The sequence below is a fragment of the Pandoraea iniqua genome (genome assembly GCF_902459685.1).
GTDB classification, from domain to species: Bacteria; Pseudomonadota; Gammaproteobacteria; order Burkholderiales; family Burkholderiaceae; genus Pandoraea; species Pandoraea iniqua.
Genome location: NZ_CABPSF010000001.1, coordinates 609,138 through 630,769 on the forward strand (window position 1 = coordinate 609,138; position 21,632 = coordinate 630,769).

At 64.4% G+C, this 21,632-nt stretch carries 19 protein-coding genes; 2 read left to right on the forward strand and 17 right to left on the reverse strand.

Annotated features, from left to right (window positions below; all coding sequences use genetic code 11):
* Window positions 1–147: 147 nt before the first annotated feature.
* A complete protein-coding gene (locus PIN31009_RS02650) occupies window positions 148–1,038 on the reverse strand; it encodes an NAD(P)-dependent oxidoreductase (RefSeq protein ID WP_150789215.1) in 891 nt (296 codons plus the stop codon).
* A 272-nt stretch (window positions 1,039–1,310) separates the two neighbouring features.
* On the opposite strand from PIN31009_RS02650, the gene PIN31009_RS02655 reads away from it, so the two are divergent.
* On the forward strand, window positions 1,311–2,114 hold the full coding sequence (locus PIN31009_RS02655; RefSeq protein WP_150789216.1) for an AraC family transcriptional regulator: 804 nt from the start codon (window positions 1,311–1,313) through the stop codon (window positions 2,112–2,114).
* A gap of 67 nt (window positions 2,115–2,181) precedes the next feature.
* Here the strand turns inward: PIN31009_RS02655 and PIN31009_RS02660 are convergent, their stop codons facing one another.
* The 16 genes from PIN31009_RS02660 to PIN31009_RS02735 form a co-directional block, all read right to left on the reverse strand.
* Window positions 2,182–4,203: an acetyl/propionyl/methylcrotonyl-CoA carboxylase subunit alpha gene (locus PIN31009_RS02660; RefSeq protein WP_150789217.1), complete on the reverse strand. Its 2,022-nt coding sequence runs from the start codon at window positions 4,201–4,203 to the stop codon at window positions 2,182–2,184.
* A gap of 258 nt (window positions 4,204–4,461) precedes the next feature.
* On the reverse strand, window positions 4,462–5,529 hold the full coding sequence (gene bioB / locus PIN31009_RS02665; RefSeq protein ID WP_150789218.1) for a biotin synthase BioB: 1,068 nt from the start codon (window positions 5,527–5,529) through the stop codon (window positions 4,462–4,464).
* Between the two features lie 60 nt (window positions 5,530–5,589).
* Complete coding sequence (bioD, locus tag PIN31009_RS02670; RefSeq protein WP_058376999.1) at window positions 5,590–6,345, reverse strand: dethiobiotin synthase; 756 nt, start codon at window positions 6,343–6,345, stop codon at window positions 5,590–5,592.
* Window positions 6,338–7,546: an 8-amino-7-oxononanoate synthase gene (gene bioF, locus PIN31009_RS02675; protein ID WP_150682898.1), complete on the reverse strand. Its 1,209-nt coding sequence runs from the start codon at window positions 7,544–7,546 to the stop codon at window positions 6,338–6,340. The genes bioD and bioF overlap by 8 nt, the downstream gene beginning before the upstream one ends.
* Window positions 7,543–8,976 carry an adenosylmethionine--8-amino-7-oxononanoate transaminase gene (gene bioA, locus PIN31009_RS02680; RefSeq protein ID WP_150789219.1) on the reverse strand — a complete coding sequence of 478 codons (1,434 nt, stop codon included), beginning with the start codon at window positions 8,974–8,976 and terminating at the stop codon, window positions 7,543–7,545. The genes bioF and bioA overlap by 4 nt, the downstream gene beginning before the upstream one ends.
* Window positions 8,977–9,369: 393 nt before the next feature.
* Complete coding sequence (locus PIN31009_RS02685) at window positions 9,370–10,161, reverse strand: enoyl-CoA hydratase/isomerase family protein (RefSeq protein ID WP_150789220.1); 792 nt, start codon at window positions 10,159–10,161, stop codon at window positions 9,370–9,372.
* Between the two features lie 65 nt (window positions 10,162–10,226).
* A complete protein-coding gene (locus PIN31009_RS02690; RefSeq protein ID WP_087690050.1) occupies window positions 10,227–11,834 on the reverse strand; it encodes a carboxyl transferase domain-containing protein in 1,608 nt (535 codons plus the stop codon).
* A gap of 84 nt (window positions 11,835–11,918) precedes the next feature.
* The gene (locus PIN31009_RS02695; RefSeq protein ID WP_150789221.1) at window positions 11,919–12,362 is read right to left on the reverse strand and encodes a YchJ family protein; all 444 of its coding nucleotides are present in this window, start codon (window positions 12,360–12,362) and stop codon (window positions 11,919–11,921) included.
* A 14-nt stretch (window positions 12,363–12,376) separates the two neighbouring features.
* Window positions 12,377–12,982: a 2-hydroxychromene-2-carboxylate isomerase gene (locus tag PIN31009_RS02700; RefSeq protein ID WP_058377004.1), complete on the reverse strand. Its 606-nt coding sequence runs from the start codon at window positions 12,980–12,982 to the stop codon at window positions 12,377–12,379.
* Window positions 12,983–13,109: 127 nt separating this feature from the next.
* Window positions 13,110–13,787, reverse strand: a complete 678-nt coding sequence (locus PIN31009_RS02705; RefSeq protein ID WP_150682902.1) for an SDR family oxidoreductase — start codon at window positions 13,785–13,787, stop codon at window positions 13,110–13,112.
* A 78-nt stretch (window positions 13,788–13,865) separates the two neighbouring features.
* The gene (locus PIN31009_RS02710; RefSeq protein WP_087690046.1) at window positions 13,866–15,047 is read right to left on the reverse strand and encodes an acetyl-CoA C-acetyltransferase; all 1,182 of its coding nucleotides are present in this window, start codon (window positions 15,045–15,047) and stop codon (window positions 13,866–13,868) included.
* A 149-nt stretch (window positions 15,048–15,196) separates the two neighbouring features.
* Complete coding sequence (gene can / locus PIN31009_RS02715) at window positions 15,197–15,877, reverse strand: carbonate dehydratase (protein ID WP_058377007.1); 681 nt, start codon at window positions 15,875–15,877, stop codon at window positions 15,197–15,199.
* Between the two features lie 48 nt (window positions 15,878–15,925).
* Complete coding sequence (aceK, locus tag PIN31009_RS02720) at window positions 15,926–17,743, reverse strand: bifunctional isocitrate dehydrogenase kinase/phosphatase (RefSeq protein WP_150789222.1); 1,818 nt, start codon at window positions 17,741–17,743, stop codon at window positions 15,926–15,928.
* A gap of 156 nt (window positions 17,744–17,899) precedes the next feature.
* Window positions 17,900–19,081 (reverse strand): isovaleryl-CoA dehydrogenase, encoded by a 1,182-nt coding sequence (locus PIN31009_RS02725; RefSeq protein WP_058377009.1) that lies wholly within the window; start codon window positions 19,079–19,081, stop codon window positions 17,900–17,902.
* A 172-nt stretch (window positions 19,082–19,253) separates the two neighbouring features.
* Window positions 19,254–19,709, reverse strand: coding sequence for a PaaI family thioesterase (locus tag PIN31009_RS02730; RefSeq protein ID WP_150789223.1), 456 nt, complete (start codon window positions 19,707–19,709; stop codon window positions 19,254–19,256).
* Between the two features lie 79 nt (window positions 19,710–19,788).
* Window positions 19,789–20,241: a MerR family transcriptional regulator gene (locus PIN31009_RS02735; RefSeq protein ID WP_150789224.1), complete on the reverse strand. Its 453-nt coding sequence runs from the start codon at window positions 20,239–20,241 to the stop codon at window positions 19,789–19,791.
* Between the two features lie 227 nt (window positions 20,242–20,468).
* Here PIN31009_RS02735 and PIN31009_RS02740 point away from each other — a divergent pair, with 227 nt between their 5' ends.
* The gene (locus tag PIN31009_RS02740; RefSeq protein WP_150789225.1) at window positions 20,469–21,551 is read left to right on the forward strand and encodes an MBL fold metallo-hydrolase; all 1,083 of its coding nucleotides are present in this window, start codon (window positions 20,469–20,471) and stop codon (window positions 21,549–21,551) included.
* Window positions 21,552–21,632: the final 81 nt, after the last annotated feature.

A 21,632-nucleotide genomic window follows, 5' to 3' on the forward strand; every position in this document is an offset into this window, starting at 1 on the left:
AAAAGCCCGTCGCTGCGACGACATCACGCGAACACCTATCGCGTTTCTAAGAACGATCCCCAAATAAAATAAAAAACGCCGCTATCTGCGGCGTTTCGAATTCCCTGTCGTTGAGGTGGCCAGAGACAAGGACGAGAGGCACGGAGGTCAGTCCGTGGTGTCGTCCTGCCCGGCACGGCGCGCTGCCACCTTCGAGAGGGCTGCCCAGTCCAGATGTCCCTCGCCGTGCGCGAGGCTGTCGAGATGGTTATCGCGCAGCACCGTGCCAAATGGCATCGGTACGTTGGCCGCTTCGCCGGCGAGCAACGCAAGGCGCACGTCCTTGGCGCCGAGCGAGAGCTTGAAGCCAGCCGGCTCGAAAACCTGTTTGGCAATCGCCCCGCCGTAACCGGTATAGGCCGGCACCGCAAACACGGCCGTCGTGATCATGTCGAGGAAGTCGGCACCGGGCACGCCATGGCCTTGCGTGAGGGCGGCGGCTTCGCTCATCGTCTCGATGGCGCTCGCGATCATGAAGTTCGACGCGAGCTTCACGACGTTGGCTTGCTCCGGCACGTCGCCGAAGCGCCATGTGCGCTGACCGAGCACGTCGAAGAGCGGCTGCACCTGCGCGAGGGTATCGGGGGCACCGGCGGCGAGAATGTTGAGCTTGCCGGCTTCCGCCACGTTCACGCGGCCGAGCACCGGGGCGGCGACGTAGCGCAAGCCGAGCGCGTCGCATTTCGCCTGCATCTCGCGCGCGAAGTCGAGCGACACGGTGGCCATGTTCACGACGATGGCGCCGCGCGCCAGCGCCGCGAGTGCGCCGCCGTCGTTCAGCACGACGCGGCTCGTCTCGTCGTCGGCCAGCATGGCAATGAGCACGTCGGCACCGCGTGCCGCGTCTGCCGGGGTGTCGCAGGCTTGTGCCCCGGCCTTGGCGACGGTGTCGACCGGGCCGCGCGAGCGATTCCAGACTTGCAGCGAAAAGCCCGCCTTGATGAGATTGATCGCCATGGGCGCGCCCATCGTGCCGAGACCGAGAAATCCGATAGTCATATGTTCTCCATGTACGTGCAACGTGGCGTCCGAAACCGCTTTGGCCACGTATCAACCGGGAGCATGACACCGAACGCAGGTCGATGCAGCGCACGCGTCCGGTCCGGGCGGAACACCCGCACGGAGCGGGTAAGATGCACCGACGTGCGATGCAGTGGCACGGATGTCTCACGCGCCGCACACGTTTGCCTGACCGAACCGTCGAACCGCGGCATTCAAGTTGTCACTTGCCGTTGCCGTCTCGACCGACCCGAACATCCTTTCGCCGCGCCATGACCGTACGTTACAACTGGCCCACCTTCAAGACGCTGCCGTATCCGGTGTACTTCCGCTACGACGAGTTCGACGCACAGACGGCGTGGGTGCCGCATCGTCATGACTGGGGCACGCTCAACTACGTGGCGAATGGGGTGATGCAGCTCGAAATCGAAGGCGCGCGTTATCTCTCGCCGCCGCAGTACGCCGTCTGGATTCCGCCGAAAGCGGCGCACGCCAGCTTCAACGCGCACGCGGTGATCTACCGGTCGGTGTACATCGATGCGTCGCTGGCGAACGTCCTGCCGTCGCATGCGGCCACCTTACGTATCAGCGGCCTGCTGCGGGCGATTCTGTCGGACTTTGCCGAGCGGGGCGTGGCCTCCCCCCGTACCGATGCCGACAAACGTCTGGCGCAGGTGCTCGTCGATCAACTGGCCCTCGCGCCTGCCGAACCGCGCTTTCTGCCGCAGGCGAATTCACCGGCACTCGTGCACATCTTGCAGGCGTTGCAAAGCGAACCCGGCGACAACCGCACGCTTGCGCAATGGGCGCAGACGGCATCGCTGACCGAACGCACGCTGGCGCGGCACTGTCTGGTGGAATTGGGGATGACGCTGGGACAATGGCGGCAGCGGTTGCGCTTTCTGCGCGCCATCGAAAGGCTGGAAGCCGGACACACGGTCAAGTCGATCGCGTTCGATCTGGGCTACGCCACGCCGTCGGCGTTCATCGAAATGTTCACCCGCCAGTCGGGGCTGACGCCGGAGCAATTCCGGCGTCAGACGATTCTGGGCGAGGGGCACGGCGGGGCAGTCTGATACCGCCCCGAACCCGCCCCCGGCTTACCATTTCACTTACCGCTTGATGCTGCTTGATGCCGCTTGATTACCGCTTGAACGCCAGCAACTGCGCGCCTTCGGGCACCTGATCACCCACGGCGTACAGCACTTCCTCGATCTCGCCGTCGGCGGGGGCGCTGATGGTGTGTTCCATCTTCATCGCCTCCATCACGAGCAGCGGCGCGCCCTTCTCGACCTTCGTGCCGGCCGGTGCGAGCACCGCAATGACCTTGCCCGGCATCGGCGCCGTCAGACGGCCTTCGCCGCCTTCCTGTGCCCCGGCCTGCGCGAGCGGGTCGTGCCAACGCAATGCCCACGACTGACCGTCGGCAAACACGTGAGCGAGCGCGTGTTCGAAGTCGACGTGCCCCTGCACACGGCGCTCACCGAGCGTCACGCGATAGACGCCGCCGTCATGGGTATAGCGATACGGATACGTTTCGCCATCGACCGTGAGCGTGCTGGCCTGTGCGCCGCTCGTGAGCACAACGTCGTGACGCGTTTCGCCCTGATCGAACGACAGCGTGCGGCGGTAGTCGCCGTTCAGACGCCAGCCGGTGGCGAGTTGCCACGGCGAGTGATGATCGATGCTGTCCTGATACTTGCGACGGCCGACGATGGCCTCGCGAGCCAGTTGTGCGGCCACGGCCAGCGCCAGCGTCGTGGCGGGCACGGGGGCAGCCCCCGGGAACAGCGTGTCGCGATGGCGCTCGATCAGGCCCGTGTCGAGATCGGCACCGGCAAACGGCTCGCTCGCGACCAGCCGTCCGAGGAACGCGATGTTGGTCTGCACGCCCACCACACGGTATTGGCCCAGTGCGCGGCGCATGCGGGCGAGGGCTTCGTCGCGGTCTTGTCCCCACACGATCAGCTTGGCGATCATCGGGTCGTAGAACGGCGAGATCGTGTCGCCTTCGCGCACACCGGAATCGATACGCACGGCGGCCGGCGTCGCACCACTGCCGATTTCGAACTGCACGGCCGCGGGCGGGCGCAGCGTCGAGAGCGTGCCCGTGGACGGCAGGAAGTTGTTGTCGGGGTTCTCGGCGTAGATACGCGCTTCGAGCGCATGGCCATGAATGCGCAGTTCGTCCTGCTTGCGCGGCAGCACTTCGCCAGCGGCCACGCGCAGTTGCCATTCGACCAGATCGAGGCCGGTGATCATTTCGGTGACCGGGTGCTCGACCTGCAAGCGCGTGTTCATCTCCATGAAGTAGAACGAGCCGTCCTGATTGGCGATGAACTCGACCGTGCCCGCCCCCACGTAACCGACCGCACGCGCGGCGTTGCACGCGGCGTCGCCCATGGCCTGACGGCGCTCGGCGCTCATGCCCGGTGCGGGGGCTTCTTCCAGCACCTTCTGGTGGCGGCGCTGCACGGAGCAGTCGCGCTCGAACAGATAGACGCAGTTGCCGTGCGTGTCGGCAAACACCTGAATTTCAATGTGACGCGGACGCGTCAGGTACTTCTCGACAAGCACGCGCTCGTCGCCGAAGCTGCTGGCCGCTTCGCGCTGGCACGACGCCAGTGCGCTGCGGAAGTCGTCGCTGCGCTCGACCACGCGCATGCCCTTGCCGCCGCCCCCGGCGCTGGCCTTGAGCAGTACCGGGTAGCCGATCTCGTCGGCGCGGGCGTGCAGGAAGGCGGCGTCCTGATTCTCGCCGTGATAGCCCGGCACGAGCGGCACGGCAGCGCCTTCCATCAGCGTTTTTGCCGCGCTCTTGCTGCCCATGGCGTGGATGGCTCCGACCGGCGGGCCGATGAAGACGATACCGGCGTCGTCGCAGGCCTTCGCGAACGCTTCGTTCTCGGACAGAAAGCCATACCCCGGGTGGATCGCTTGGGCGCCCGTGGCCTTGGCAGCGGCGATGATGGCGTCGACGCGCAGATAGCTGTCGCGTGCGGCCGCACCGCCCACGTGAACGGCCTCGTCGCACACGGCAACGTGCTTGGCCTGCGCGTCAGCGTCGGAATAGACGGCGACCGTGCGAATGCCCAGACGTGCGGCAGTGGCTGCCACTCGGCAGGCGATTTCGCCGCGGTTGGCGATGAGGATCTTGTCGAACATATTGCCTCCGGATAATGATCGATTGGGGCGACGTTCGCACCCGGCAGGCTCGCTTGTGGCGAACCGCCGGCGCACTCGCGCCTGCTTCTGTCCTGCTGCTATATCGCTACTTTCTTGCTATCCATCACCGCCGGTGCCGCCGCATCGTCTGCTGCGATGCTTGCCGCGTCACCGGCGTTTCGTCCTTACGTCGAAGCCATCACTGTCATCGCGGCCATTGCTGCCGTCAGCAACGCGCTGCGTCAATGCTTCAGTGCGTCAGTGTGTCTTGCAAGCCGACAACGTGCCCTCGGCCTCGCCGCAACCAACGGCGGCGTCGGCACCCAGCTTCGCCTCGGTCGACGTGCGCATGCCCAGACGCGCGAGCAACTGACGGTCGGCTTCGGCCTGCGGGTTCTGCGTGACCAGCAGCTTGTCGCCGTAGAACATCGAATTCGCGCCCGCGAGGAAACACAGCGATTGCAGCGCTTCGTCCATCTCTTCGCGGCCGGCCGACAGGCGCACCATCGCGCGCGGCATGGTGATACGCGCCACGGCGATCATGCGCACGAAATCGAACGGATCGACGCTCTCGTTGTTCTCAAGCGGCGTGCCGTCGATCTTGATCAGGTTGTTGATCGGCACCGACTCCGGGTACGGCGACATGTTCGCCAGCTGCGCGATCAAACCGGCGCGTTCGCGACGCGTCTCGCCCAGACCGACGATGCCGCCGCAGCACACCTTCAGACCGGCTTCACGCACGCGAGCCAGCGTGTCCAGACGGTCCTGATAGGTGCGCGTGGTGATGATCTGGCCGTAAAACTCAGGCGACGTATCGAGGTTGTGGTTGTAGTAGTCGAGACCGGCTTCGCGCAGTTGTTCGGCCTGACCGTCGCGCAGCATGCCGAGCGTGACGCACGTTTCCAGACCGAGCGCCTTCACGCTGCGCACCATCTCGCCCACGGCATCGACCTGATGCGGCTTCGGGCTGCGCCATGCGGCGCCCATGCAGAAGCGCGTCGCACCGGCGTCCTTGGCGGCTTGCGCGGCGGACAGCACTTCGGCGATGGGCATGAGCTTTTCGGCGTCCACGCCGGTATCGTACTTGGCCGACTGCGGGCAGTACGCGCAGTCTTCCGGGCAGCCGCCGGTCTTGATCGAGAGCAGCGACGAGAGCTGCACCGCGTTGGCATCGAAGTGTTCGCGATGCACTTGCTGGGCGCGGAAGATCAGGTCGTTGAACGGCAGCGCGAACAACGCCTCGATCTCGTCGACGCGCCAAGGTTTGTCGTTTTGGCGCAGGGCTTCGTCGTGACCGTGAGCGGCGGTGTGGGCATGAACTTGCATGGTGTGTTTCCTTGAATTCTGTGTAATTTCTGTCGGTTCGATCATTCGCGCGCTAGCGCATTAGCGCGGCGCGGGCGTGTGATCGAGCAGCGGCGTGATGTCGAGATATCCGGAGGCGGTGGCCGCGTCGGGGTGCGACAGATGCGGAATGCGGCCGAGCAGCGGTGCCGGCAGTCGTTGCGCAATGGCGTCGATGTTGGCTTCCGCGTGGCGCATCTCCGGATCGACGTGATTGGCGACCCAGCCGGCCAGCGTCAGCCCCCGCGCAGCAATGGCTTCGGCCGTGAGCAACGCGTGGTTGATACAGCCGAGCCGCAGGCCGACCACGAGAATCACCGGCAAGCCGAGTTGACGGGCCAGATCGGCAGTATCGAGCGCGTTGCTGCCGGCGCCCAGCGGCACCCGGAAGCCACCCACGCCTTCGACGATCACCAGATCGGCGCGTGCGGCCACGCGGGCGTAACCGGCGCGAATCACTTCGCAGTCGAGGTCGATACCTTCCTCGGCGGCGGCGATGTGCGGCGCCGTGGCGTCCTTGAGCACGTACGGGCAGTACCAGTCGTCGGGCAGCTTGAGGTTGCTCGCGTCGTGCAACTGCTCGACATCGTCGTTGACGTAACGGCCGTCGCTTTCGATGGCACCTGCGGCCACCGACTTCAGTCCGGCGCAGACGAGGCCACGGCGCGCGGACGCGTGCAGCAGCGCCGACGAGACAAGCGTCTTACCGATTTCGGTGTCGGTGCCGGTGACGAAAAAGGCGTGGCGTGCGGGCGTCGGGCGCTCGGTGACCGGCGTCATGAGGTCTTGATTAGCCATGGGCGTGAGCGGTCCAGTCGCGGTCGAGTTGGTTGATCGCCGTCACGAGCCGTGCGACGTCGTCCTGCGTATGAGCGGCCGAGAGCGTCACGCGCAGGCGCGAGGTTCCCGGGGCCACGGTCGGTGGCCGGATGGCCGGCACCCACAGGCCGGCTTCCGCCAGCCCGGCCTGCGCATGCAGGGCCGCCGCATTTTCGCCAAGGATGATCGGCTGCACACCCGTCGGCGACGGGATATGCCGCCAGTGCTTGAGCCTGAGCGAACTGCGCAGTTGGAAGATGCGGGCTTGCAACGTTGCACGTCGCTCACGGCCTTCGTCGCCACGAATCAGCGCGAGGCTGGTGAGCAGTGCCTGCGCTTGCGCGGGGGCGGCGGCCGTGGTGAAGATGTATGGCCGCGCGCGATTGACGAGCCATTCGATCACGCTCTTGTGCGCGGCCACGTAAGCACCCGCGACACCCGCCGCTTTGCCGAGCGTGCCGATGATGACGAGGTTCGGCGAGCGCAGATCGAAGGGCTCGAACACCCCGCGACCGTTCTCTCCGACCACGCCAAAGCCGTGCGCATCGTCGACGATGAGCCACGCGTTGTGCTTCTCGGCGAGTGCCAGCAACTGCGGCAGCGGTGCGATGTCGCCGTCCATCGAGAACACGCCGTCGGTCACGATCAGCTTCGTCTCGGCCTCGCTGGCTTCGAGCAGCGCGGCGAGCGCCTGCACGTCACCGTGCGGGTAGACATGCGTGCGAGCGCGCGAGAGACGCGCACCATCGATGAGCGAGGCGTGATTGAGTTCCTCGGAGAAGATCTCGGCGCCCTTGGTGGCGAGCGTGGAGATCGTCGCCAGATTGGCCATGTAGCCGGTGCAGAAGTACAGCGCGCGGCCTTCGACCAGATGCGGCGACATGAAGTCGGCGAGCGCGGCTTCGAGTTCCGCATGCGCCTGCGAGTGACCGCTGATCAGGTGCGAGGCGCCGCTGCCTGCGCCGTAGCGCCGTGCCCCGTCGATCAGCGCTTCCACGATCTTCGGGTGTGCTGCGAGACCGAGATAGTCGTTGCTGGCAAAGGCGAGTACGTCGCGGCCATCTGCGCACAAATGCGGCTGGCACGGCGTGGAGACCACGCGATGCGTGCGTCGCAGATGCGCGCGGTCGATCTCGGCGAGACCGGCTTCAAGGCGTTCAAGCAAGGGATGTGCGCTCATGCGGCCCTCCCCATGCTGTCGAAGCCCTGACGCATCGTGGCATCGAACGCGGCGATGGTTTGTTCCGCCAGCCAGTCGCTGGTGCTGTCGTCGAGCACGTACGGCGGCATCAAATACACCGTTGCGCCGAGCGGACGCAGCAACACGCCACGGGCCCGCGCTTCGCTGTAGAACTGCTTGGTGAATGCACCGGCGGCGCCGGGAGTCTCTGGCAGCTTCGCATCGAAGGCCCAGATCATCCCGCGTTGGCGGAAGTGCATGGCGCGCGCATCGTCGGCCAGTGGCGCGAGGGCTTGTGTCAGGCGCTCGGCGCGTGCGCCATTACGTGCCAGCACGTCGTCGTCGGCAAATATATCGAGCGTGGCGAGTGCCGCGCGGCACGCGAGCGGATTGCCCGTGTACGAGTGCGAATGCAAAAAGCCGCGCGCGGTGTCGTCGTCGTAGAACGCGTCGTAGATGGCATCGCGCGAGAGCACCAGCGAGAGCGGCAGATAACCGCCGCTGATGCCCTTCGAGAGCGTGAGCAGGTCGGGCCAGACATCGGCTTGTTCGCACGCGAAGAAGGTGCCGGTGCGGCCACAGCCGACGGCGATTTCATCGGCGATCATGTGTGCGCCGTGGCGATCGCACAGCGCGCGCACTTCGCGCAGATACGCCGGGTCGTGCATCGCCATGCCGGCGGCGCACTGCACCAACGGCTCCACGATGACGGCGGCGACTCGGCCCTCGCACTGCGTGAGCAGCGAATCGAGTTCGGCCGCCGCGCGATAGGCCACGTCCTCCGCCGTTTCGCCGTCACGGGCGAGACGTGCGTCGGGCGATGCCACCACGTGAGCGTGGCGCAGCAGCGGGTCATACGCGTCGCGGAAGAGGGCGACATCGGTGACGGCCAGTGCGCCGAGCGTCTCGCCGTGATAACCGTTTTTCACGCACACGAATTCGCGCTTGTCGCTGTGGCCCTGATTGCGCCACGCATGAAAGCTCATCTTGAGTGCGATTTCGACGGCAGACGCGCCATCACTCGCGAAGAACGCATGGCCGAGCACGCCGCCGGTGAGTGCCGACAGGCGCTCGGCGAGCGAGACAACGGGCTCGTGCGTGAAACCCGCGAGCATGGCGTGCTCCAGACGGCCGAGCTGGTCGATCAGCGCCGCGTTGATGCGCGGATTCGCGTGACCGAACAGATTGACCCACCACGAGCTGATCGCGTCGAGGTAGCGCTGGCCGTCGGTATCGACCAGCCACGGGCCCTCGCCATGCGAGAGCGCGACGAGGGGAAGCTTCGCTTGCTGCTTCATCTGCGTGCAGGGGTGCCAGACCTGCCGCTGACTGCGTGCCGCGAGATTGCCGGGGCCTGACGCGTCAACGCGTGCAGTGGGTTCGGCGATGGCGGGGGGGTGCCCTTGAGCTTGCCGGATAGGGGCGTCCATCATTGACTCCTTCATGCGCCGGGGCGGGCGACGCAGGTGCGGATGCACCGTTGTCGATTCGCCCGGCTGGCCGTCGTCAGGCATACGCAAGGTGCGTTGCTGGACGGGGCCGGAGGTGGGGGATGGGCGCATGGTAGGCAAAGCAATTTGGCAGGGCAATAGGCGGAAATGGCGTGAAATATCGTGCTCTTGCGAGCTATAGCTCGACGTTATCGATAAATTCTTAAAACCTGTCGATAACGTTGCGGCATCTCCGCCGTCACCCCTCCCAAAATAAATTTGTAACCGTGTTGCGGGCAATGTCGCGATGTTTCGACTTCACTTCGACTTCACTTCGACTTCACTTCGACTTCACTTCGACTTTCCGCGACGAAATTGCCGGTTTTTTCAGGCTCAGGACGCGTCGCGCCACGACGGCGAGCGCTTCTCTAGGAACGAGCGCACCCCTTCGCGGCCTTCGTCGGACGCCCGGATCGTGGCGATACGGTCAGCCGTCTCGGCAATGGCCTCGTCGTCGATGGTGCGGCTGGCGAAGTCCTGCACGAGGCGTTTGCATTCCTTCACGGCATTCGGGCTGTTATCGGCCAGCGCTTTGGCGAGGGCTTGCACGGTGGCGTCGAGCGCGTCGGCGCTCACCACTTCATGCACCAGACCGTGACGCTGCGCGGTGGCTGCTGTAAAGCGCTCTGCGGTGAGGAAGTAGCGGCGCGAGGCGGGCTCGCCAAGCGCGCGAATCACATACGGGCCGATGGTCGCGGGAATCAGCCCGAGGCGCGCTTCCGACAGACAGAAGTGCGCCGTGTCGACGGCCACCACGATGTCGGCCACGGCCGCGAGGCCCACGCCACCGGCATACGTATCGCCTTGCACGCGCGCGATGATCGGCTTCGGGCAACGGTAGATGGTGTTGAGCATGACGGCGAGCGTCATCGCGTCGGCACGGTTCTCGGTGTCCGAGTAACCGGCCATCTTCTTCATCCAGTTCAGATCGGCACCGGCGCAGAAGGCGACGCCCTCGGCGGCCAGCACGATCACGCGTACGTCGTCGTTATCGGCGAGCGCGCGGAACGTGCCGGTCAGCTCTTCGATGACCGTTTCGTTGAAAGCATTGCGAACGTCGGGACGGTTGAGCGTGACCGTGGCGACGTGGGCGTCGACGCTGAGTTTGAGCGTGGCAAGGTTCATGGCGGCAAATCCTTGACGGCCCCTTTCACGCAACAAGCGATATAGGGAAGGGGCCGGTGTCTTCGTTACATGCGGAACAGGCCGAAGCGCGTTTCCGGAATCGGCGCATTGAGCGCGGCTGACAGGCCGAGCCCGAGCACCGTGCGCGTATCGGCAGGGTCGATCACGCCGTCGTCCCACAAGCGGGCGCTGGCGTAGTACGGATGGCCTTGGCGCTCGTACTGATCGCGAATCGGCTGCTTGAACGCGTCTTCTTCGGCGGCGCTCCACTGACCGCCCTTGCTTTCGATACCGTCGCGCTTGACGGTCGCCAGCACCGACGCCGCCTGCTCGCCGCCCATCACGGAGATGCGCGAATTCGGCCACATCCACAGGAAGCGCGGTGAATACGCGCGCCCGCACATGCCGTAATTACCGGCACCGAACGAGCCACCGATGATGACGGTGAACTTCGGCACGTTGGCCGTGGCGACGGCCGTCACCATCTTGGCGCCGTGCTTGGCGATGCCTTCGTTTTCGTATTTGCGCCCGACCATGAAGCCGGTGATGTTTTGCAGGAAGATCAGCGGAATCTTGCGCTGGCAGCACAGTTCGATGAAGTGCGCGCCTTTTTGCGCCGACTCCGAGAACAGAATGCCGTTGTTCGCGACGATACCGACCGGATAGCCCCACAGGTGCGCGAAGCCGCACACGAGCGTGGTGCCGTAGCGCGCCTTGAATTCGTCGAATTCCGAGCCGTCGACCAGACGCGCGATGACTTCGCGCACGTCGAACGGCTTTTTTGTGTCGGCGGGAATCACGCCATACACTTCGCGCGGGTCGTACTTCGGCTCGACCGGCGTCTTCACGGCGACGGTGGCCGGCTTGCGGCGATTCAGGTTCGCGGCGATGCTGCGCGCGATCGACAGCGCGTGGGCATCGTTCTGTGCAAAGTGATCGACGACGCCCGACAGACGCGTGTGCACATCGGCACCGCCGAGGTCTTCGGCGCTGACTTCTTCACCCGTGGCGGCTTTCACCAGCGGCGGGCCGCCAAGGAAGATCGTGCCCTGATCTTTCACGATGATCGACTCGTCGCTCATCGCGGGCACATAGGCGCCACCGGCCGTGCACGAGCCCATCACCACGGCGATCTGCGGGATGCCCTGCGCCGACATCGTCGCCTGGTTGTAGAAGATGCGGCCGAAGTGATCGCGATCGGGGAAGACGTCGTCCTGATTCGGCAGGTTGGCACCGCCCGAGTCGACCAGATAGATGCACGGCAGATGGTTCTGCTCGGCGATCTCCTGCGCGCGCAGGTGCTTCTTGACCGTCATCGGGTAGTAGGTGCCGCCCTTGACCGTGGCGTCGTTGCAGACAATCACGCACTCCTGACCCGACACGCGGCCGATGCCGGTGATGATGCCTGCACCCGGGGCGTCGTCGTGATACATGCCGATCGCGGCGAGTTGCGAGAGTTCGAGAAACGGCGAGCCCGGATCGAGCAGTTGCTGCACACGCTCGCGCGGCAGCAACTTGCCACGGGCCACATGCTTCTTGCGGGCGGCTTCGCCGCCGCCGCCCGAGAGTTGCGCAATGCGCTCGCGCAGGTCGTCGACCAGCGTCTGCATCGTGGCCGCGTTGCGGGCAAATTCCTCGCCGCGCGGGTTGAGCTTGCTTTCGAGAATCGGCATGTGACGAAATCCGGTGGAGAGTGAGTTGTCGTTAGGTTCGGATCAGAAACTTGTCGGCGGCGAGCGTGCGAACGTGACTTGTGGTCAGTCGAACAGATCGCCGTCGATATAGCGCCAGCGGCCGTCGTCGGTGCGCTCGAAGCGGCTGCGCTCATGCAGCCGGTGTGCGCGGCCACCCACTTTGTAGCGCGCGACGAATTCCACTTCGGCGTGCGCGTCGTCGCGTTGCAAATGCGCTTTGACTTGCAGGCCCAGCCACTGCGGCGCGTCGTCGAAATCGAGCGTCGCAGGGCGCGTGCGCGCAGCCCACGTGTCGATCAGGTAGGGGGCGTTCTGACGCACGAACGCGGTGTATCGCGAGCGCATCAGTGCCTCTGCCGTCGGCGGCAGCTCACCGCCGTCGATGTAGCGGCCGCAGCACGAATCGAACGCGAGGCCGCCACAGGGGCAGCCTTCGCGATCGAGGTCCGGCGCCGTGGTCGATGCCGCCGATGCGGCATTCGGACGGGGCGATTTGGGGCTTGCCATGTCGTCGTGCCCCGTCAGACCTTGCCGTTTTGCAGGCAGGCTTCCACCTGACCGAAACGGTCGTAGCCCCAGAACGGCTCGCCGTCCACGATCACGAAGGGCGAGCCGAACACGCCGCGCGCCATCGCCAGATCGATTTCCGCCTTGAGGTGGTCCTTGGCTGCGGGCGAGTGCATGCCCTTGTCGAGTGCTGCGCCGTCGATGCCGAGGGTCTCGCCGAGTCTGACGAGTTCGGCGGGCTCACCGATGTTCACGTCGTCGACGTAGAGCGCGCGGTAGATCAGTTTGGCGAATTCTGCGGCGAGATCGCCGCCGCGATGGTCCGCCACCCAGAGCACGGCGCGCTCGGCGCATTGCGTCGGAATGGGGAAGTGCGACGGACGCTTGTACGCGATGCCCTTGAAGCGGGCCGTGCGTTCGACGTCGCGACGCATGTACTCGGTCTTGATCGGATGCTGCACCGGCGCGCCTGTGCCGTTCACCTTGTAGACAATGTCGAGCAGAATCGGATGCCAGGCGACACCGCGTCCGTACTTGTTGGCAATCTCGTCGATGCAGGTGCTCGCAAAATACCCGTACGGGGATGCGAAGTCGAAATAAAAGTCGATGGCGGACGTCATGGTGGCTCCGTTTCAGAATGACGTTTCTGGCCCGCTTATCAAAAGATACGGCGGTAGGGCGTACAGCTTGTTATTCGTTGACTACGTTGACTACAGTGATTCCGGTGCTGCTCTGCAACGTGCTGGCTTACCAAGTGAGCGCGTTGCCGTCGTAATTGAAGAACCCGCCGTTGTGCGTGGCGCGCTCGCCCGGGGCGCGGGCCAGCACGCGGCGCATGCCGGCAACGCTCGTCTGCACGTCGATGTCGGCGTTCTCGCCACCCATGTCCGTGCGCACCCAGCCCGGGTGCATCGCTACGCACGTCGCCTGCTGCGCTTCGAGCGAAGCAGCCTTGACCACCGAGTTCACGGCGGCCTTGCTGGCGCGGTACAACCAGCTGCCGTTCGAATCCATCAAGGCGACGCTGCCCATGCGGCTCGACAGAAAACCGAACGACCCCTTGGCCTCTTCGACGAACGGCAACACGAGCGGCGCGACCTGCATCGCCCCGAGCACGTTCGTGTGAAACACACGGTCGAACTCCTCGCGGGTAATCGGTGCGAGGCCGGTCGTGCGTTCTGAATTCACACCGGCGTTGTAGATCGCGACATCGAGTGCTTCGCCGTCGAGCTGCCACGTGAGGCCGGCAACCGACTCGATACGGGTGACGTCGAGTTTGAGCGGTTGGGCGCCGAGATCGCGCAACGCGGCCAGACCCTCGTCATTGCGGGCCGTGCCGATCACGCGCCAGCCGTCTTCCCGGTATTGCCGCACGAATTCGAGACCGATACCGCGGGAAGCACCGATGATGAGGGCAGTTTTCATGACGCGTGAGTCCTAAGTTGGAGGGCTGCCGTGGGTTGGTGAGCTTGGTGGCCCACAACGAACGGCAGCCGGAAATGATCAGACGAGCTCGATCGCCATGGCCGTCGCTTCGCCGCCGCCGATACACAGGCTGGCGACGCCGCGCTTGCCACCGGTCTTGCGCAGCGCGCCGATCAAGGTGACCAGAATACGCGCACCCGAGGCGCCGATGGGGTGGCCGAGGGCGCAGGCGCCGCCGTGAATGTTCACCTTGTCGTGCGGCAGATCGAATTCGTGCATGGCGGCCATCGTGACGACGGCAAAGGCTTCGTTGATTTCGTACAGGTCGACGTTGCTTGCCGACCAGCCGGTTTTCTCGAACAGCTTGCGAATCGCGCCGACCGGGGCCGTCGTGAACAGGCCCGGGGCTTGGGCGAACGTGCTGTGCCCGGCGATGCGTGCGAGCGGCGTCAGGCCGAGGCGCTTGGCGGTGGACTCGCGCATGAGCACGAGTGCGGCGGCGCCGTCGGAGATCGACGACGAGTTGGCGGCCGTCACGGTGCCGTCCTTGCGGAAGGCGCCCTTGAGCGTCGGAATCTTCTCGGGGTTGGCTTTGAACGGCTGTTCGTCGTGCTCGACCACGGTGTCGCCCTTGCGGCCCGGCACGGTCACGGCGGTGATTTCCCACGCGAAGGAGCCGTCCTTGGTGGCGTTCTGTGCGCGCTCCAGCGAGGCGATGGCGAAGGCGTCTTGTGCTTCGCGCGTGAAGGCGTAGCGGTCGGCGCATTCTTCGGCAAACGTGCCCATCAGTCGGCCCTTGTCGTAGGCGTCTTCCAGACCGTCGAAGAACATGTGGTCGATGACCTGACCGTGTCCCATGCGCATGCCGGCACGGGCCTTGGGCAGCAGATACGGCGCGTTGCTCATGCTCTCCATGCCGCCGGCGACGATCACGTCGGCGCTGCCGGCAACGAGCATGTCGTGCGCGAACATCGCAGCGCGCATACCTGAGCCGCACATCTTGTTGACCGTCGTGGCACCGGCAGCGAGCGGCAGGCCGGCGCCGAGCGTGGCCTGACGGGCCGGTGCTTGGCCCTGACCAGCGGGCAGCACGCAGCCCATCACGACTTCGTCGATTTGTTCGGGTTTGAGTCCGGCGCGCTCAACGGCCGCACGAATGGCGGCAGCGCCCAGTTGCGGGGCGGCGACGTCGCCGAACACCCCTTGCAGGCCACCCATCGGGGTACGGGCAGCGGAAACGATAACGATCGGGTCTTGCATGGCAGTTCTCCTGTAATCGGTGACCGGTGCCGTCGGCGTTTGCCGCCGGCACCGGGATATCCAATGCTTCAGTCGTTCCGTCGTCCGCGAGCGCTGCAAGGGCTGGCGAGTGCCCGAAGGCACTCGCGAGTGAGGCTAATGCGCTTGAATTACGCGCGCGGATTACGCAGTTCTGCAAATGCCGCGACGCAGCGTTCATACACGCGCGGCAGGGCTTCAAGGCTGTTGACCGACATGCGCAGGTCGCGCACCAGACCGTCGCGCAGGCCGTACACCCAGCCATGCACCGTGACCGGCTGGTTGCGGGCCCACGCGTCGCGCAATACCGTCGTGTGGCAGATGTTCACTACCTGCTCAATGGCGTTGAGTTCGCACAGGCGGTCGTGGCGCGCGTCGCGCGAGGGCAGGGCGTCGATCTGGTCGAGGTGGCGCTCGTAGACGTCGCGCACATGGCGCAGCCAGTTGTCGACGAGACCCATCTTGGCGCCGTCGAGCGCTGCACCCACGCCGCCGCAGCCGTAGTGGCCCACCACCATGATGTGGCGCACCTTGAGCACTTCGATGGCGAATTGCAGCACCGAGAGGCAGTTCAGATCGCTGTGCACCACCACGTTGGCGATGTTGCGGTGAACGAACACCTCGCCCGGTGCGAGCCCCGTGATCTGGTTGGCCGGGACGCGGGAGTCCGAGCAGCCGATCCACAGATATTCCGGGGCTTGTTGTTTGGCCAAGCGCTCGAAAAATGCGGGATCTTCCGCGTTCACGCTGGCCACCCAGGCGCGGTTGTTGTCGAGCAGATGGATCAGGGGTTGGTCTTTGTCTTCAGTCATGATCGTGTCATCCGGTGGGCGTGTCGTGCGCTAGGCAGCGTCATTCGCTCAAGCCACGGCCGCCCGGGCGGGGCGGACTGTAGCGTGCGTGGCACCGCTGCCGGTGCCGTAGCGATTGACGAAACGCAGCGAGACATCGTACGGATAGAAGTCGTGCATCTGTCCGGCTTGTACCCGTTCCTGATGGCTTTGCCACAGGGCCGGGTCGAAGAAGTCCGGATGATGCTGGCTCAGAGAGTGCCGCACGCGCGGGTCGCCGGTCAAAAACGTCTCAAACGTCTGCGGAAACACGTCGTGCGGGCCTACACGGTACCAGACTTCCCCCGACATCGCCTCTTCTTCGTTACGGGGTTCTGGTACTCGACGGATGTGGCAATCCGTCAGATATTCCAGTTCGTCGTAATCGTAGAAGACCACCCGGCCGTGGCGCGTCACACCGAAATTCTTGTACAGCATGTCGCCCGGGAAGATGTTCGCCGCCATCAGTTCCTTGACCGCATTGCCGTACTCGCGCATGGCGTGATCGATCTCGGCGTCCGACGCGCCTTGGTGCAGCCAGAGATTGAGCGGCGTCATGCGGCGCTCGATATAGCAATGGCGAATCACCAGCGCGTCGCCGTCGACCTCCAGCAGCGACGGCACTTCCGATTGAAGCTCGGCGAGCAGCGCGTCGTCGAAACGCGCGAGCGGAAACGCCACGCTCGAGAACTCCAGCGTATCGGCCATGCGGCCGACGCGATCATGCTGTTTGACCATCAGATACTTCGCCTTCACCTGCTCGCGCGTCGTCTCCTTGGGCGGCGCAAAGCGCTCGCGGATGACTTTGAAGACGTACGGGTAAGAGGGCAGCGTGAAGACCAGCATCACCAGCCCGCGAATGCCGGGGGCGGTGACGAATTTGTCGCTCGAATGCTTCAGGTGATGCAGAAAATCGCGGTAGAACAGATTCTTGCCGTGCTTTTGCAGGCCGACCGAGGTGTAGATCTCCGCCTTCGGCTTGCTCGGCATGATCGTGCGCAGAAACTGCACGTAGGCCGACGGCACTTCCATGTCGACCATGAAGTACGCGTGCGTGAAGCTGAACACCACACGCAACTCGTCGCGGCGCAGCAGCACGGTGTCGATTGCCAGATACCCGTCGGCGTCGTGCACGATCGGCATCGCGAACGGCGTGGTCACATCGCCGTTGACGATCCGGCCGACGACGTACGCCGCCTTGTTCCGGAAAAACAGCGACGCGAGTACGTGAATCTGGAAATTCGGGGCCTGTTCGAATTCACCGAACGCTTCGTCGATGGCACGCATCACATAGGCCACGTCGCGCGGCAGATCGGCGAACGGGCGCGTGAGCTGAAAGTTCGTGACGATGCGCGAGAGCGTGGCGGCCATGCCGTCCTGCGCCGGGTAGTAGACCCGGTACGTGGGCTTCGCAGCCGGCGCATCGTTCTCGATGTATTCCGTCGCGATGGCGGGCCGCACGAAAATGAAGCGATTGTTGAAGTACGAGCGGTGCAGGATCTTGCAGCAGACCGAGTTGAAAAACGTTTCGGCCAGTTCCGGCTGACGATGCTCCGTGAGCAGCCCGATGTAGTGCAGCTTCACCTGCTGCCAGACATCGTCGTCGAGCGCTTGCGCATCGAAGCGGCTCGACAGCGTCTCGACGCATTCGCGCACGCGTTCGTCGTAATAGGCGATGCGATTGCGCTGGAGCTTCTGAATGCCGGTGAAGTCACCCGCTTCGAAACATGCCTGTGCCGACACGCACACCTCGCGAAAGATGCGGTAGTGCTTGTCGAAGCCGTCCAGCATCGTGCGGGCGACGTCGTAAGCGATCTGCGACGACAGGAGTTTCGGAAAGTGATTCATACCGGTCGGGAAGGGCGCAGGGGGCGATCTCCGGCTGATTGTAGCCTTCCGGTCTGCCCCCGTATCGATATCGCGTCGCCCCTGCTATCTCCCTGATATTGCGTGAATTTCCGCGCGTTACAGCCGCGTGTTACATCCGGGTTTTACATCCGCCCTTTACATGGTTTCCGCGAACAGCTCGCGGCCGATCAGCATGCGGCGGATCTCCGACGTGCCGGCGCCGATCTCATAGAGCTTCGCGTCGCGCCACAGGCGCCCGACCGGATACTCGTTGATGTAGCCGTTGCCGCCCAGAATCTGGATCGCTTCGCCGGCCATCCAAGTGGCCTTTTCTGCCGTGTAGAGAATCACGCCGGCGCAGTCTTTGCGGACCTGACGCACGTGATCGCTGCCCAGCGAATCGAGCTGACGGCCCACCGCGTAGAGATACGCACGGCTGGCTTGCAGAATCGTGTACATGTCGGCGACCTTGCCCTGAATGAGCTGGAATTCACCGATCGACTGGCCGAACTGCTTGCGGTCGTGGATGTAAGGCACCACCACGTCCATGGCGGCCTGCATGATGCCCAGCGGGCCACCGGCGAGCACGGCGCGTTCATAGTCCAGACCGCTCATCAGCACCTTCACGCCGCCGCCGACCTGACCCAGCACGTTCTCTTCCGGCACTTCCACGTTCTCGAAGACCAGTTCGCCCGTGTGCGAGCCGCGCATGCCGAGCTTGTCGAGCTTTTGCGCGACCGAGAAGCCCTTCATGCCCTTTTCGACGATAAACGCCGTCATGCCGCGTGCGCCCGCTTCCGGATCGGTCTTGCCGTAGACCACCAGCGTGTCGCAATCCGGGCCGTTGGTGATCCACATCTTGGTGCCGTTGAGCACGTAGCGGTCGCCGCGTTTTTCGGCGCGCAGCTTCATGCTCACCACGTCCGAGCCGGCATTCGGCTCGCTCATGGCGAGTGCGCCGACGTGTTCGCCCGAGACCAGCTTCGGCAGGTACTTCGCCTTTTGGGCGGCCGTGCCGTTGCGGTGAATCTGGTTCACGCACAGATTCGAGTGGGCGCCGTACGACAGGCCGACCGAGGCCGAGGCGCGCGAGATTTCTTCCATCGCGATCATGTGCGCGACGTAGCCCATGTTGGCACCGCCGTATTCTTCCGAGACCGTCATGCCGAGCACGCCGAGGTCGCCCATCTTGCGCCAGAGGTCCATCGGGAATTGGTCGGTGCGGTCGACTTCGGCGGCACGCGGTGCGATTTCTTTCGCCGCGAAGTTCGCGACCGAATCGCGCAGCATGTCCAAGTCTTCGCCGAGCATGAAGTTGAGGCCGGGCAGCATAGTCATGAGGCAGTCTCCTGAGGGGGCGCGTGGCTCGTGGCTCGCGCTTATGTTCGGGGTGGTGTTGGGTAGCGTCTAAAGCAGTATTCGGCTGGGCGCGGCAGCGTGGGTGCGACGTAATCGACGTAATCGACCTAAGCGACTTAAGCCACGTTCAGCAGGGCCGCCCGAGCCGGCATCAGCGCGTGGGCGGCAGCACGAACAGCGTTTGCTGCATAAGTGCGCACAGCGTCCATTTGCCGCCGTCGATGGCGAAGAGCTCGGCGGTCGCGACGATAAGCGAGCGTCCGGCTTTGACAACCTGACCGCGTCCGACCAGTGTATCGCCCTTGCCCGGCGCGAGAATGTTCAGCTTGTATTCCGCGGTGACCAGCTCGTGTTCGGGCGAAATGCGCGTGTAACCGGCGTAGCCGCCTGCCGAGTCGGCAATCGCGCCGATGACGCCGCCGTGGAAGAAACCGTGCTGCTGGTTGACCTTGTCCGAGAAAGGCAGGGTGATCTCGCAGTGACCGTCCGCCAGATGCGTGATTTGTGCGCCCCAGTGGGTCATGACGCCTTGCACGTCGAAACTGGCGCGAATTTTCGCGGCGATGGCGTCGTCGAGCGGCGCGGCATGGGAGACGGAAACGTTCATGGCGATAGGCGGCTTCAAGACCACAGATCGGCAAATACTACTTTACGTTAACGTAAACGTAAAGTAGGGACTTTCCAGATTAATGCGAGGTTGCAGGCACCTTCACACGGCGCGAGAGGGCGGGCGGTGCCGATTCTCCGGCCGCCTCGAGCAGTGCCAGACATTGCGCCTCGTGCTGCGAGACTTCATCGAGCGTGGCGTGGAGGTCTTCGAGCTGTTGTTCGAGCACTTCGCGGTGCTGAGCGAGCGTTTCCAGAAACACCTTGAGCTGCGGCACGGTGTCTTTGGGCGATTCGTAGAGATCGAGAATCGTCTTGATCTCGGAGAGCGTCAGGCCGAGCCGCTTGCCGCGCAGCGTGAGCTTCAGGCGTGTGCGGTCTTGGCCGGTGTAGACCCGATGGCGTCCGCCGGGGCCTTCGCGGGCGGGTGTGAGCAGCCCCTGATCTTCGTAGAAGCGGATCGCCCGGGGCGTAATGTCGAACTCGCGCGCGAGGTCGGTAATCGTGTAAGTCAGCATCGGGTTGGCAGACATGGTGTGGGCGGGGCTATCCGTGGCTAGGCGTGGCTAAGCGTGACTGAGCGCAACTAAGCGTGGCTATGCATGACGATGGCGCGGCTGCGGCGCTGCCGCGTTTAAGCGGGCGCTTACCATTGCAGATAGAATTGCCGTTTACGTTAGCGTCAAGTTGCATCGTATGCAATCGGTGACGGCGTCTACTTCAAGAACAACAGCACAAGCCCATCTGGAGCGTGGCCCCCGTGAATGCCCTCGAACAACAACTGAATTACCCCTTTGGTGAACTCCTGCCCGACGGCGGCACCGTGCACGAAGTCGTGCCGGGCGTCTTCTGGGTGCGCATGCCGCTACCGTTCGTGCTCGATCACATCAATCTGTGGCTGCTGCGCGACGAAGTGGACGGCGTCAAAGGCTGGACAGTTGTCGACTGCGGCATTACGCATCCGCAAATCAAGGCGTACTGGGAGCAGGTGTTCGACACCGCGCTCGGCGGCGAGCCGGTGCTGCGTGTGCTCGTCACGCATTGCCACCCCGATCACCTCGGCCTCGCCCACTGGATCTGCAAGGGCGGCGACAAGCAGCGCTGGGACGCCCGCCTCGCGATGTCGCAGGGCGACTACGCGTGGGGCCGGTTGATGTCGTCAGGCGATAACAACAACAGCTCGAACGCCGGTGGCGAATTCGCCGTGGCGCACTTCATCGCGCATGGCCTCGCCGACGAAGCGATGATCGACCAGATTCGCCATCGCAAGACCTATTTCAGCGATCTCGTGCCCGAAGTGCCGTCACGCTTCTACCGTTTGCGCGATGGCGACACGTTGCGCATCGGCGGCAGCGACTGGTGCATGATTGCCGGCTTCGGTCATTCTCCGGAACACATGGCGTTGTACAGCGAACAGCACAACGTGCTGATTTCCGGCGACATGGTGCTGCCGCGCATCTCGACCAACGTCAGCGTGTTCGACATCGAGCCCGAGGCCAACTCGCTGCAACTGTTCCTCGATTCGCTGGGCGTGTATCTCGATCTGCCGGAAGACTGCTTGGTGCTGCCGTCGCATGGCCGCCCGTTCACCGGTTTGCATACGCGTATCCGGCAATTGCGCGATCACCACGATGCCCGTTTGCAGGAAGTGCGCGAGGCGTGCGCCAAGTCGCCGCAAAGCGCGGGCGACATCGTGCCGATCATGTTCCACCGCAAGCTCGATGCGCACCAGACCACGTTTGCCATGGGCGAGGCGCTGGCGCATTTGCACATGCTCTGGCGCAAGGGCGAACTCAAGCGCGCGCGCGACGAAAAAGGTGTGTGGCGATTCTCGCCGGCGTGACAACGTCGTGCGATAGCCGCTTCAACCATAGCCGCGCCAACCATAGCGACGCGACCTTGCTCGCGTCGCGTCAAATCGTTG